Here is a 13,165-nt window from a genome sequence, read left to right on the forward strand (position 1 = left end):
AGCCCAGCTACTCTCCCCATACGACGGTGTACTCGTGCTCCGGGCTGACAGAGGAGAGGCACTCGGATATCCCCGCAGGGTCGGCGGCGGTGCCGGTGATGTCAAAGTGACCGCCTGACACGTTCTGCAGGGTGTCGCCAAATTTGTGCTCACCAAGGCTGGACACGCTGAGTCCCGAACCGTCAGCCAAGACCGATGAGCCGGGCGGAGCCACCAGGAGTGCAGCCCCGATCGTGACGCACCCGTTGTCGTTGACCGCCAACGTTCCTGAGACCAGGGCGTCTGTCGTGGGGCTATCGCTGGCAGTGCGGGTCCAGGTGAGGATTTGAGCCGGGCCTGGTGTCGCTGACGGGGTTCCTGCCGTGGGTTGCGGGGTAGCCTCACCGGTGCACGCTGCCAGCGACATAGTGGTCATCACGGTGACCAGGAACGCCGCCATGCCGGGCCTGATCATTCCAACACCGTCGCATCTAGGAAGTCGTTGATCGCGCTAATCCTGGTGAACAAGCTGTGGGAGCCCGTGACCGCGCCGGAATGCACCCCGATCGCGTTCGAGCCGTAGAACCAGGGCCCGCCGCTGTCGCCACCGAAACACCAGAAGACTTCGCAGCGGTGGCTAGGTCAGCAAGTTCGTTCTCATCAAACGCGTCCGCTTTGCCTTTAGTATTCGAATGAACCTCAAACTTCGACAGGCTCTTCGCTGAACGTATAGCAGGTCCCGTATCAGCTGTGCCGACATCGGCCCGAGCTTCCGAGCCTGGACTAGCGACAATCCCACATAGCATGACCGCAGACGTGATGACTGCGACACCAAACCTTGGTCTGGACATCTCAAACCCTCCTGAAGGCCAACCCTCGGCCCAGGACACGCCGGACACAACATCATCTTTACGCTTTTGGATCCTTCAGAACAGGAGGTCATCGAGAGTTCATCGAGAATTCATCCGGCGCCTGTTCTGCAGGGCGCTTCTCGTGTAGTGGGTCGCGCAGTTAGGCCGTGTCCGGCGCGGGCATTCCTTCTGGGAGGACTTACGCGGGGCTAAGGCGATCACCTACGGGCTACCGGCGACGCAACCTCGAGCGGCGCGTCATCCGTGCGGCGTCACACCCATGGCGTAGCGTGTTCGTACATACGTTCGAACGCGGTGCCTACGGCGCTGGGTGTCTACCGAGCTCGCCGCCGCGCGTGCAGGTAGGCGTGGAGAGGGAGTAAGTAGTGATCGCACAGTTGCAGGGGACGGTACTCGACGTGGGCACCTCCACAGTCGTCGTCGACGTGGGCGGGCTCGGATACAGCGTGCTGTCGACTCCGGCCACGCTCGCCGACCTGCGTCCCGGGGCCCAGGTGAGGTTGTTCACCCACCTGGTGGTGCGCGAGGACTCCCTGACTCTGTTCGGGTTCGGCAATGCGTCGGAGCGCGGCACGTTCGAGGCGCTGACCTCAGTGCAGGGCGTGGGACCGCGGCTCGCGCTGGCGATGCTCGCGGTGCACTCTCCCTCAGCGCTAGCCAGTGCCGTGGCTGAGGGGGACCGCAAGGCCCTCGAGAAGGTGCCGGGGATCGGTGCCAAGGTGGCCGCACGACTGCTGCTCGAGCTCGGAGGAAAGCTGACGCTGCCGGCCCAGGAGGGCGGCGCACGTGCGGCGATTACCGACGGCCGCGCTCAGGTGACCGAGGCACTCGTGGGTCTGGGATACAACGCCAAGGTGGCAGAGAAGGCGGTGGAGTCGGTGACCGACGGGCCCATCGGCGACGACGAGGTGTCACACACACTGCGCGCGGCGCTGCAGAACCTGGGCGGTTCGCGTGGCTAGCGCAGACGGCGGCGGATACGACGAGGACGCATCGGCGGACCGCGGCTCCGGGGCGACGAATGACGATGACTCGTGGGCCTCGTCAGACTCGGACGTCGCGCGAGTGGTGAGCACTGACTCTGACGTCATCGAACGGTCGAACGAGGCGGCGTTACGTCCGCGGAGCCTCGACGAGTTCGTGGGGCAACAGGTGGTGCGTAGCCAGCTTTCGCTGATGCTGCGCGCCGCGGTGTCGCGCGAAGCCGTCGCCGACCACGTGTTGTTCTCCGGGCCGCCAGGGCTCGGCAAGACCACGCTCGCGATGATCGTGGCGGGGGAGATGCGCTCCACCCTGCGCGTGAGTTCGGGCCCCGCCATCCAGCACGCGGGGGACCTGGCGGCAATTCTGAGTTCGCTCGACGAGGGCGACGTCCTGTTCCTCGACGAGATTCATCGCCTCGCGCGCCCCGTGGAGGAGATGCTGTATCTGGCGATGGAGGACTTCCGGGTGGACGTGGTGGTCGGCAAGGGCGCCGGTGCGACGTCGATCCCGCTCAGCCTGCCGGCGTTCACGGTCGTGGGGGCTACGACCCGCGCCGGATTGCTGCCCGCTCCGCTGCGTGACCGTTTTGGCTTCACCGCGCATCTCGATTTCTACGAGCCGGCTGACCTGCAGAAGATTCTGGTGCGGTCGGCGGCGATGCTCGGGTTCGAACTGGACGCGGATGCCGCGGCGGAGATTGCTTCCCGGTCTCGAGGCACGCCCAGAATCGCCAACAGGCTGCTGCGCCGGGTGCGCGACTGGGCTCAGATTCATGGTTCGGGGGTGGGTGACCTGCCCGCGGCACAGGCGGCACTGACCGTCTACGAGGTCGACGAGTTGGGCCTCGACCGACTCGACAGGGCCGTCCTCAGGGCGCTCTGCACCCGCTTTGGCGGAGGGCCAGTAGGACTCTCCACGTTGGCGGTGTCCGTGGGCGAGGAGACGGAGACCGTTGAGACCGTCGCGGAGCCGTTCCTGGTACGCGAGGGACTCATGTCCCGCACCCCCCGGGGTCGGGTTGCAACTGCCGACGCGTGGATTCATTTAGGGTTGGAACCGCCCGCGGACGCCGCGAATGGGACTCAAGGGTCGCGCCTATTCGACTAGAGGCGCGTTCCCGCCTAGAATCGGCTGGGCTCTGCGGAGCACTCGATCGTAAGGAACATAGTGTCAACTGTTAAGAAGTCAGCGCGAAAGTCGCTGACAACGCTCGGCGCCATCGTGGTCGTCCTGTATGCCCTGCTCGCAGTGGGAGTCGCCGTCGGCGGCGCCTCATGGACGCCGGGGCTGGGGCTCGACCTAGCCGGTGGACGCCAGATAATTTTGACCCCCGTCGTTGATAACGGCGAGGAGATCACTCAGACCGACCTGGATCAGGCCGTCATCATCATGCGAAACCGCGTGGACGCCAGCGGTGTCGCCGAGGCCGAGATCAGCACGCAATACCCCAACATCGTGGTGTCGCTGCCTGGTAACCCGAGCGAGGAGACTGTCGACTTGGTGCGGCAGTCCGCTCAACTGCAGTTCCGCACAGTGTTGGTCGAGGGCTCGCCGTTCCCGGCCACCGTCGACACGACCCCCTCGGCAATCCCGAGTGAGACCGCGGAACCCACCGAAGAGGTCGGGCCGAGTGACGGGGCGGAGTCCACGCCTACGCCTTCCGCCTCCGAGGCCTCCAAGAGCCTGTTCACGGAGACCAGTGCCGCACCGGACGCGACCGCGAGCGAGGAGCCCGCAGCCGTTCCGTCGACGATAGCCGCGCCGCTTCCCGAGCCGGTCTTTGGAGAGACTGACCCGTCGTCCTTCGACTGGATCACCGCCGACCTCACCTCGGATTACGCGACGCTCGACTGCCTGGATCCACTGAACCTCGCAGGCGCCGAACTTGGCGACCCCGAGGCGGGCCACGTCGCGTGTGCCGAAGACGGCGTCGCCAAGTATATTCTTGGCCCCGTCGAGATGACCGGAGCGGACCTCGCTGGTGCGACCTCCGGCCCTCACTACACGACGGCCGGCACGCTTGACGGTACGTACCAGGTTGACCTCGACTTCACCTCCGCGGGAGGAAACACCTTCGCAGACATCACCGGTCGCATCTCGCAGCTAGAGGCACCGCGCAACCAGTTCGCGATGCTGCTAGACGGCGTCGTGCTGTCCGCGCCGCGTGTGGAGGTGGCCATCACCGGCGGTGAGGCCCAGATCACTGGCACCTTCACGCAGGAAGAGGCGGATCAGCTCGCAAACCAGCTCAAGTTCGGCGCACTGCCGTTGACGTTCGTCGTACAGTCCGACGAGCAGATCTCCTCGACGCTCGGCTCCGAGCAGCTAAAGAGCGGCATGATCGCCGGTGCGATCGGCTTGATCCTGGTCGTCATCTACTCGCTATTCCAGTACCGCGCGCTCGGTCTGGTGACCGTCGGATCGCTCCTCATCGCGGGTGTCATTACCTACGCGGTGATCGCGCTGTTGTCCTGGGGAATCGGGTATCGACTATCGCTAGCAGGTGTCGCGGGATTGATTGTCGCGATCGGTATTACCGCGGACTCGTTCATCGTGTACTTCGAGCGAGTCAGAGACGAGTTACGCGAGGGTCGTTCGCTACATAGCGCAATCGATCACGCGTGGAAGCGCGCGCGACGGACCATCCTGGCCTCCGACGCCGTCAGCCTGCTGGCGGCCGCGGTCCTCTACACCTTCGCCGTCGGCGGGGTGCGCGGGTTCGCGTTTACGCTCGGTTTGACCACGTTGGTCGACATCCTGGTCGTGTTCCTCTTCACGCACCCGGTGCTCGTACTGCTGGGCCGCACCAAGTTCTTCGGCAACGGACACCCGCTATCGGGCCTGGACCCCAAGCAGCTCGGACGCGAAACCATGTACAAGGGACGCGGACGCGTCGCTACTCCGGGAGTCACCTCAGCTCCGGCCGTGGCCGGAATCGAGGGCTCCAGCCAGCTCACGCTGGCGGAGCGCAGGGCGGCGGCCGCTAAGGCGGCCAAGGCCCCGGTCGCCACCGAAGACACGGCACCGGACCAGTCGCCGACCGACAACGGAGCTGGTGGCGACGCCGACCCGTCCGCCGCATCGGCCGAAGGAGAGAAGTAACCATGGCGATGAATCTTGCAAAGTGGGGAAACTCGCTGCACTCGGGGGAGAAGACCTACCCCATAGTCCAGCAGCGCAAGCGCTGGTTCGCCGTTTCCGGCTTCCTGATGCTGGCGGCAATCGTGCTGCTTCTTACCAAGGGCCTCAACCCCGGCATCGACTTCACCGGAGGAACCCAGTTCCAGGTGTCTAACGCCGCGGACCCGAGCCCCGCCATCGCGACCGAGGTCGTGGCCGAGTTCGCTCCTGAACAGACCCCCGAGATCTCGATCCTGGGGGCAAACGACGTCCTCGTGCAGATCGGAGTCGTCGAACAGGCCACCTCTCAGTCCATCGTGGACTCGCTGTCGGTGGCGTACGACGTAGCCGCGGACGAGGTGGGCTTCACCCAGATCGGCCCGACCTGGGGCGCCGAGGTGGGCAAGAAGGCCGTCCAGGGACTCATCGTCTTCATCGTCCTGGTGGCGCTCGTCATCACCGTCTACTTCCGCGCCTGGCGCATGGCGGTGGCGGCCATCGGCGCTCTAGCCCACGACCTGCTATTTACCGTGGGTATCTACGCGCTGGTCGGCTTCGAGGTAACCCCCGCGACGGTGATCGGTTTCTTGACGATCCTTGGCTATTCGCTCTACGACACGGTGGTGGTCTTCGACAAGGTCAAGGAGAACACCGCCCACCTCACCGAGCAGAACCGGTTCACCTACGAGGAGTTGGCGAACCTCGCGGTGAACCAGACCCTCGTCCGTTCCATCAACACCTCCGTGGTGGCGCTGCTGCCCGTGAGTGCGATTCTGTTCATCGGTTCGCTGCTCCTAGGCGCGAGCACACTGCAGGATATTTCCTTGGCCCTGTTCGTCGGTATGGCCGTCGGCACGTACTCCTCGATCTTCGTCGCGACGCCGTTTGAGGTTGCCCTCCGGTTGCGCGAGCCGTGGATCAAGGAGCACACCGAGATGGTGCTGCGTCTGCGCGAGAGCGGCGAGGTCGAGGTGGCTCACGCCGCTGACGGCTCCATCCGCGTGGGAGCGTTGCAGCCAGGGCGCCACCAGGGAACCAAGGCGCAGCCCAAGGGCAAGAAGCGCAAGTAGTTTTCAGTGACGAACGGAACGGCCCTGCCTTAATTGGCGGGGCCGTTCTGCGTTCGGGGGGATGGGCCGGGCCGTGAGCCGGAGCGGTATTCAAGCCCCGATAGACTGAAGGGGCTCTGCGACGAGCATCCACACTAGAGCCAGGGGAGGCGACCATGACCGACGCCCGTCCAACGTCGTCCACGTCCCGCTCGCTGGGCTTCCTGCGCCGCACCGGGCGCGAGCCCACCGCCATCGACGGCGTGCTCGAGACGTATCGCCGCATGTATCCCAAGGCGCCCAAGACCGGCGAGATCGAGCGCGCGTACAACGTCGCCGAAATCGCACACCGGGGCCAGGCGCGCAAGAGCGGTGAAGAGTACATCACGCACCCGATCGCGGTAGCGCTGATTGTGGCCGAGCTCGGATTGCCGGAGACGGTGATCTGCGCCGCCCTGCTGCACGACGTGGTCGAGGACACCGATTACCCGCTCGAGACGATGCGCGAGGAGTTCGGCGACGAGGTCGCGATGATCGTGGACGGCGTCACCAAGTTGGACAAGGTCCACTACGGCGACTCGGCGCAGGCTGAGACGGTCCGCAAGATGGTCGTGGCGATGGCCAAGGACATTAGGGTCCTACTGCTGAAGCTCGCGGACCGGCTGCACAACGCCCGCACCTGGAAGTACGTGCCTGCGGAGAGCGCCCGGCGCAAGGCGCAGGAGACCCTCGAGATCTACGCACCCCTGGCGCACCGGATGGGGCTCAACGCGATCAAGTGGGAGCTGGAGGACCTGTCCTTTCAGACGCTCTACCCCAAGATCTATCAGGAGATCGTCGACGTCGTCACCGAGCGAGCGCCGGAGCGGGAAAACTACCTCGCCGAGGTGCGACGCGAGATCGAGATCGACCTCAAGTCGATGAAGATCAAGGCCACCATCAGCGGGCGGCCCAAGCATTACTACTCGGTCTATCAGAAGATGATTGTCCGTGGCCGCGACCTCAACGAGATCTACGACCTGGTTGGTGTGCGGGTGTTGGTCGACTCGGTGCGCGACTGCTACGCCGTACTGGGTGCAATGCACGCCCGCTACCAGCCGGTGCCGGGCCGCTTCAAGGACTACATCGCGATGCCCAAGTTCAATCTCTATCAGTCGCTGCACACCACGGTGATTGGCCCGACGGGTAAGCCGGTTGAGCTCCAGATTCGCACCCACGAGATGCACCGCCGGGCCGAATACGGTCTCGCGTCGCACTGGCGCTACAAGGAGAACGCGAAGGCCTCCGAAGGCAGCGGAAACTCGCCCGAGGGCATGGGCTGGTTGCGTCAGATTGCCGACTGGCAGCAGGAGACCGCGGACCCGAACGACTTCCTCGACAGCCTGCGCGGGGAGATCTCGCGCGCCGAGGTGTACGTCTTCACCCCGGGCGGGCGCCTGCTGGCCCTTCCGCAGGGCGCGACGCCCGTGGACTTTGCCTACGGCGTGCACACCGAGGTGGGTCACAAGACGATCGGCGCCAAGGTCAACGGGAGGCTGGTCTCCCTCGACTCGACGCTCGAGAACGGCGACACCGTCGAGGTGCTGACCACCACTGACGAAAACGGTCACCCCAAGCGGGACTGGCTTGAGTTCGTGCAGTCCACTCGGGCGCGCAACAAGATCCGCCAGTGGTTCACGCGGGAGCGTCGCGAGGAGTCTGTCGACACCGGGCGCGACATGCTGGCGCGCGCGATTCGCCGCCAACACCTGCCGATGCAGCGCCTCATGAGCAAGTCCACGCTACTCGCGCTCGCCAAGGAGATGCACTACGAGGATGTCGACTCGCTCTACGCGGCGATAGGCGAGCACAACGCGCAGGCGGCCGACGTCGTGGCGCGCATGGTCGAGGCAGTCGGCGGCACCGAGGGTGCCGACGAGGACATGACGGAGATCACGCGCCCGGGAACGCCTCAGCGCACCAGGCGTGGGGACCCCGGGGTGTCCGTGCATGGGCTCTCCGACGTGGTCGTCAAGCTGGCAAAGTGCTGTACGCCCGTGCCGGGCGACCCCATCCAGGGCTTCGTCACCCGCGGTTCGGGGGTCAGCGTCCACCGCGCCGACTGCGACAACCTGCACGCCCTACAGGCGCAGGAGGAGCGACTGATAGACGTCGAGTGGACTGGTCAGTTCGAGACCACGTTCCTGGTGCAGATTGAGGTCGAGGCGCTGGACCGGAACCGGCTACTGTCCGACGTGACGCAGGTGCTCTCCGATTACCACGTCAACATCCTGTCCGCGGCGGTCTCTACGAGCCGCGACCGCGTCGCCCTGTCGAGTTTCTCGTTCGAGATGGCCGATCCGTCTCACCTGGGTGCCGTCATTGGCGCTGTGCGGCGCATTGACGGGGTCTACGACGCCCGTCGCATCACGGGCAAGCGCTCGGGGTAACGCGGAGCTTAGGGGCCGGTGGCGGCAGTTTCGCGTCGCCCCGGTCGGGACTGTCCACAGTGTTGTCAACTGGCGGCACGCGCCGAGGGCCCCCGTGTCACGCTGGTCGCATGCTCCTCGTAGATGCCGACGCCGTGGGACCGGTGGAATTCTCCCGCCTGGTTCGCGACGGGCACGTGTCTGCGGCCACCCGTCGCTTTGCGTTGCCGCGCGACGTGGTCTCGACGCCGGGGATTCGGGCGCTGTGCGTGTCGCCAAGCGTCCCCGAACGCACGGTTCTAAGCGGGCTGGCGGGACTCTGGGTATGGCACGGGGGTCGGTGGCCGGGGGAGGTCACCGTGGTCGGCAAACGGGGGCTTCATCGCGACGCGGCGGGTCGACGCGAAGCAGGCAGCGATTCGGTGACGTTCCACTCCGGAATCGCGTGGCGGGACGAGCCAACGGTCCTGGGGACGGTCGCGATCGCCAACCCGGCCCGGTGTTGCAGCGACGCGCTGCGGTGGGACGCGCATGCGGAGGCCATTCCGGCGATAGCCAGAGTGGTCGCCCGGGGCTTCGTGCGCCTGGCAAGCATTGAGTACGAGGCGAGTCGGGACAATCCCCGGGGCGCGGGCTACGGGCGGCTCAGTTCGCTTTGGCAAGCGCTACGACCCGCGCTGGCGGAACTTGATGCGTCGGGCTAGGCGGGGTCACCGGCACGGACACGCCCGGGGGCACGGCGAACGCGGGGGCACGATGGCCCCCGCGCGGCGTGAACTAGGAGAGTCCCTCGATCTGCTTGAGCCAGGCCTTGCGTGCGGCCAGGTCCTCGGTGAGCGACTTCGCCTTCTTGGTGTTCTTCGCTTCCTTAGCCTCGGCGATTTCCGCCTCCAGCTTGGCGATGGCCGACTCGAGCTGCGCGGCCGCGCCGGTGGCGCGGGCCTCGAGCTCGGGGTTGCGTGACGTCCAGGCGGAGTCCTCGGCGTCGCGAACGGCCTTCTCGACGGCCGTCATGCGCTTGGTGAGTCGCGTGATGTCTCCACGCGGGACCTGTCCTGCGGCCTCGAAGCGGTCCTGGACGGCTCGCAACGCGCTCTTGGTGGCGCCCAGGTCCTTGATCGGGAGGAGTGCCTCGGCCTCGACGACCGCTGCCTCCTTGGCCTCGACGTTCTCGGCAAGCGCGGCGTCCTCCGCGTCCGAGGCGCCTCGACGCGCGTCAAAGAACGCGTCCTGAGCCTTCTGGAACTTCTTCCACAGGGCATCGTCGGTGCTACGACGTCCGCGTCCGGAGTTCTTCCATTCGCCCATGAGGTCCTTGAACGCGCGGGCCGAGCGGTCCCAGTCGGTGGACTCTGCGAGAGCCTCGGCCTTGGCTACCAGCGTCTCCTTGGCGGAGGCGACGGCGCCATTGTCCTTGTCGAGCTCCGCGAAGTGGTGCTTGCGGGCCTTCTCGAACGAGGAGCGCGCGTGAGTGAAGCGCTTCCACAGCGCCCGCTCGGTGTCCTTGGGGACGCGCGCGCCGGAACGCTGTGCTTCCTTCCAGCTGTCCAGCAGGTCGCGCAGGGTGGTCGTGTCGTTCTTCCAGTGCACGGACGCGAGGTCCTTGGCTGCGATGGACTCGGCCTTCGCGACGATCTCCTCGCGGACGGCGACGGCGGCCTCGCGGGCTGCCTTGCGCTCGGCCTGGATGCGCGCGCGCACCTCGGCGGCTTCCGTCTCGACTACCGCAAACCGCTCGCGGAGTGCGGGAAGGTCGCCGACTACCACGGGGGTCGCGAGACCCGCGGTGATGGTCTTGCTGGAATCGTCGATGTCCTTGGGGGACAACTCTGCTGAGCTCAGGCGGGCGTGGAAACGCTCGATCGAGGCCTGCAGTTCAAAGTAGGCACGGATGTAGGGCGCGATCGGCTCGTCTCCGGCAGCCTCGCCAACCTCGTGCTTGGCGTCGCCATCGATCACGAAGACCTTGTCCTCGACCACCTCGGCGAACTTCTTGCCCTCGGCGAGCTCCTCGGGAGTGACCGGGTGGACTACGGGGACCTTGACCGGGTGCGTCTTGTGGGCCGCAACGTTCGCAGGGCTCGCCGGCGTGAAGGAACCCGGCTTGGGAGCGTGGGGACGAGGCTTCGCGGATGGCTTAGGTGCAGGCTTCGCGGGCGTCTCCTTCTCCGCGGGCTCGGCGGCAGCCTTGTCGGCGGGCTCGTCGGGAGCTGCTTCGGTGGCCGCTTCGGGAGCGACGTCCGGAGCGACTTCCGGAGCGACTTCCGGAGCCGACTCGGCAGCGGCGTCGGGCGCAGCTTCTGGAGCCGTAGCGTCGGGGGTGGCCGGAGCAGCGGTCTCGGGAGCGGCCTCAGGCGCGCTTTCCGGGGTAGCGGTCACGGAGTCGTCCGGCGTCGCGGCGTGCTCGGCGGCGTCGGAAGGAGGGGTGGTGGACGGGGTCATGAGACGGATACCTCGTTGATGATCACGGACTGCGCGGGTCGACCATCGGTGGTTCCGGTGATCGTGCCAGCTTGGGCAACATCCTCAACAATAGCGAGCCCTTGCGTTACCTCGCCAAATACGGTGTATCCGCCGGCCGTGTCGGAAGGGATAACTGAGTCCTCATAGACGACAAAAAACTGGCTTCCCATGGAATTTGCGTCGTTGCCGACCCTCGCCATGGCGAGCGTTCCAGCGGGGTAAGTGTCGTCAGCGGGCGTGTTCTCGGGCGGGCCAAAGCGGTACGCGGGTCCGCCGGTGCCGGTGCCCGTGGGGTCGCCGCACTGGAGCACGTAGATTCCGGACGTCACGATGCGGTGGCAGTCGGTGGAGTCGAAGAAGCCGTCCTGAGCCAGGGACACGAAGGACGCGACGGCCAGCGGTGCGTTGACGCCGTCCAGTTCGACGGTGATCGGGCCCTGGTTGGTGTCGATCTCCACTGTCCAAAGCCGTCCCTCGGCGAGCGCCGCATCGGGGGGAGTCAGCGAGTTGGCCCAGCCCGCGGTGTCTACGTCGAGCTCCTCGGGCGCTGCCGCGTTCTCAGTTGCCGACGGCGAAGGGCTCGGTGAGGCGGCACCGGCACCATCGTCGCTGGTGAGCGCGAGCACGATCATCGTTATCAGCGCGGCGAGCGCCACGCCGGCTACCGAGAGCGCAACAATCTTCCGATTGCGCTGCTGGCGAGCCTTGGTCTGCTCGATCTTCAGCTCCAACTGCTCGTGCCGCTTCTGCTCGTACGCCTTGGACTGCTTCTTGCTGGTCATTCTCTGCCTGCCTCATTGTGGAGCGCCACGTGTATTGGACCCAGCGCCGTGCCAGTCTATTGCGCCAAGGGTGGAACAATGGGCGCATGGCTCGCGTGCAACCACTGTCCGGATTCCCCGAATGGTCCCCTCAGGACCGACTCCTGGAGTCTCACGTCATTTCAACGCTCGGTGAGGTGTTCGCGCTGCACGGATTTGGCGAGATCCAAACGCGTGCTGTCGAGCCCATCGGCCGCCTGGCGGGGGACTCCGACGCCTCTAAGGAGATCTACACCCTGGGTCGCCTGACTGCGGAGGGCGACGCAGATGCCAAGCTCGGGCTGCACTTCGACCTCACGGTGCCCTTCGCACGGTACGTCGAGGAGCGCCAGGGACAGCTGCAGTTCCCGTTCCGGCGGTTCCAGATCCAGAAGGTGTGGCGCGGAGAGCGACCCCAGGAGGGACGGTTCCGCGAGTTCTATCAGGCGGATATCGACGTGGTCGGTCGCGAGAACCTGCCCGAGCACCTGGAATCCGAGGTCGCCATCGTCATGGCTCGCGCACTGGCGGCGCTGCCCATTCCCGCCGTGCGCATGCACGTCAACAACCGCCAGCTTGTCGAGGGCTTCTACGAGGGCGTCGGCATCACCGATGTCGCGGGAGCGCTGCGCAGCGTGGACAAGCTCGACAAGATCGGACCCGAGGGGGTCCGCAAGGAGCTGACAGGCAAGGGCGTCGACGAGCGTGCGGCCGATGCGGTCCTTGAGTTGGCCAAGATTTCCTCCCCAGACGCGTCGTTCGCCGGCGCGGTCGAGGACCTGTGGGAGACCACGGTTCTCGTCGACGACGGGCCCGTGGTTGAGGCGGCTCAGCTCAAGTTGGCGCGCGGCATCGCCTCGCTGGCGGCGCTCGTGACCGGGGTCAACGAGGCGACCGCCACTGACGGCAACGGTGGAGTCGCCGTGGCCGACCTGCGCATCGCGCGTGGACTGGACTACTACACGGGCTCTGTCTACGAGACGTTCCTGACCGGCCATGAGGACCTCGGGTCCATCTGTTCCGGCGGACGCTACGACTCGCTCATCGCGGGCGGGGGATTCCCCGGGGTCGGCATGTCCATCGGCGTGAGCCGCCTGGTGAGCCGGATCCTGGGCGCGGAGCTGGCCTCGGCCACTCGCTCAGTGCCCAGCGCGGTGCTGGTGGCGGTGACGGACGCTGAAGCGCGCGGCGCATCAGCCTCGATCGCGGACAGGCTGCGGGCACGGGGAATCGCCTGCGAGGTCTCGCCCTCCGCAGCAAAGTTTGGCAAGCAGATTCAGTACGCGGACCGCCGCGGCATCCCGTTCGTCTGGTTCCCGGACGCGGGGGAGGGGGCTTGCGCCGACGGCGAAGTTAAGGACATTCGCAGCGGCGAGCAGAACCCCGCTGACGCCGATGCCTGGACGCCGCCGGCAGAGGACCTCAAGCCACGCATCGTTCACGGATAGACTTAACCTCAAACGTGTGGGCGCTGTCGCGCCCGCACCCTC

The 13,165-nt window shown here is 66.2% G+C and carries 10 protein-coding genes; 7 read left to right on the forward strand and 3 right to left on the reverse strand.

Going from position 1 to position 13,165, the window contains the following annotated elements; all coding sequences use genetic code 11:
* Window positions 1–7 precede the first annotated feature (7 nt).
* Window positions 8–454, reverse strand: coding sequence for a hypothetical protein (locus ACQU6B_RS06015; protein ID WP_430869134.1), 447 nt, complete (start codon window positions 452–454; stop codon window positions 8–10).
* Between the two features lie 762 nt (window positions 455–1,216).
* On the opposite strand from ACQU6B_RS06015, the gene ruvA reads away from it, so the two are divergent.
* The 6 genes from ruvA to ACQU6B_RS06045 all read left to right on the forward strand — a co-directional run bounded on the left by ruvA (window position 1,217) and on the right by ACQU6B_RS06045 (window position 9,116).
* Window positions 1,217–1,813, forward strand: coding sequence for a Holliday junction branch migration protein RuvA (gene ruvA / locus ACQU6B_RS06020; protein WP_430869135.1), 597 nt, complete (start codon window positions 1,217–1,219; stop codon window positions 1,811–1,813).
* Between the two features lie 103 nt (window positions 1,814–1,916).
* Complete coding sequence (gene ruvB / locus ACQU6B_RS06025; protein WP_430869220.1) at window positions 1,917–2,942, forward strand: Holliday junction branch migration DNA helicase RuvB; 1,026 nt, start codon at window positions 1,917–1,919, stop codon at window positions 2,940–2,942.
* A gap of 60 nt (window positions 2,943–3,002) precedes the next feature.
* Complete coding sequence (gene secD, locus ACQU6B_RS06030; RefSeq protein WP_430869136.1) at window positions 3,003–4,937, forward strand: protein translocase subunit SecD; 1,935 nt, start codon at window positions 3,003–3,005, stop codon at window positions 4,935–4,937.
* Between the two features lie 2 nt (window positions 4,938–4,939).
* Window positions 4,940–6,025 carry a protein translocase subunit SecF gene (gene secF / locus ACQU6B_RS06035; RefSeq protein ID WP_430869137.1) on the forward strand — a complete coding sequence of 362 codons (1,086 nt, stop codon included), beginning with the start codon at window positions 4,940–4,942 and terminating at the stop codon, window positions 6,023–6,025.
* 155 nt (window positions 6,026–6,180) lie between these two features.
* A complete protein-coding gene (locus ACQU6B_RS06040) occupies window positions 6,181–8,433 on the forward strand; it encodes a RelA/SpoT family protein (RefSeq protein ID WP_430869138.1) in 2,253 nt (750 codons plus the stop codon).
* A 110-nt stretch (window positions 8,434–8,543) separates the two neighbouring features.
* Window positions 8,544–9,116 (forward strand): hypothetical protein, encoded by a 573-nt coding sequence (locus tag ACQU6B_RS06045; protein WP_430869139.1) that lies wholly within the window; start codon window positions 8,544–8,546, stop codon window positions 9,114–9,116.
* A gap of 73 nt (window positions 9,117–9,189) precedes the next feature.
* On the opposite strand, the gene ACQU6B_RS06050 is transcribed toward ACQU6B_RS06045, so the two are convergent.
* Together ACQU6B_RS06050 and ACQU6B_RS06055 are read right to left on the reverse strand one after the other, a co-directional pair.
* Window positions 9,190–10,854 carry a DUF349 domain-containing protein gene (locus ACQU6B_RS06050; RefSeq protein WP_430869140.1) on the reverse strand — a complete coding sequence of 555 codons (1,665 nt, stop codon included), beginning with the start codon at window positions 10,852–10,854 and terminating at the stop codon, window positions 9,190–9,192.
* Window positions 10,851–11,657: a peptidylprolyl isomerase gene (locus ACQU6B_RS06055; protein ID WP_430869141.1), complete on the reverse strand. Its 807-nt coding sequence runs from the start codon at window positions 11,655–11,657 to the stop codon at window positions 10,851–10,853. Before ACQU6B_RS06055 ends, ACQU6B_RS06050 begins: the two co-directional genes overlap by 4 nt.
* An 86-nt stretch (window positions 11,658–11,743) precedes the next feature.
* Here ACQU6B_RS06055 and hisS point away from each other — a divergent pair, with 86 nt between their 5' ends.
* Complete coding sequence (gene hisS / locus ACQU6B_RS06060; RefSeq protein WP_430869142.1) at window positions 11,744–13,123, forward strand: histidine--tRNA ligase; 1,380 nt, start codon at window positions 11,744–11,746, stop codon at window positions 13,121–13,123.
* The last annotated feature ends 42 nt before the right edge of the window (window positions 13,124–13,165 follow it).

It is taken from the genome of Demequina aurantiaca (assembly GCF_050598105.1).
Lineage (GTDB): Bacteria > Actinomycetota > Actinomycetes > Actinomycetales > Demequinaceae > Demequina > Demequina aurantiaca_A.

Excerpts from the sequence above, each read along its gene's own strand:
- secF (WP_430869137.1), top strand. The coding sequence starts at position 4,940 with ATGGCGATGAATCTTGCAAAGTGGGGAAACTCGCTGCACTCGGGGGAG.
- ACQU6B_RS06045 (WP_430869139.1), top strand. The coding sequence starts at position 8,544 with ATGCTCCTCGTAGATGCCGACGCCGTGGGACCGGTGGAATTCTCCCGC.
- ACQU6B_RS06015 (WP_430869134.1), bottom strand. The coding sequence starts at position 454 with ATGATCAGGCCCGGCATGGCGGCGTTCCTGGTCACCGTGATGACCACT.
- ACQU6B_RS06050 (WP_430869140.1), bottom strand. The coding sequence starts at position 10,854 with ATGACCCCGTCCACCACCCCTCCTTCCGACGCCGCCGAGCACGCCGCG.
- hisS (WP_430869142.1), top strand. The coding sequence starts at position 11,744 with ATGGCTCGCGTGCAACCACTGTCCGGATTCCCCGAATGGTCCCCTCAG.
- ACQU6B_RS06055 (WP_430869141.1), bottom strand. The coding sequence starts at position 11,657 with ATGACCAGCAAGAAGCAGTCCAAGGCGTACGAGCAGAAGCGGCACGAG.
- ACQU6B_RS06040 (WP_430869138.1), top strand. The coding sequence starts at position 6,181 with ATGACCGACGCCCGTCCAACGTCGTCCACGTCCCGCTCGCTGGGCTTC.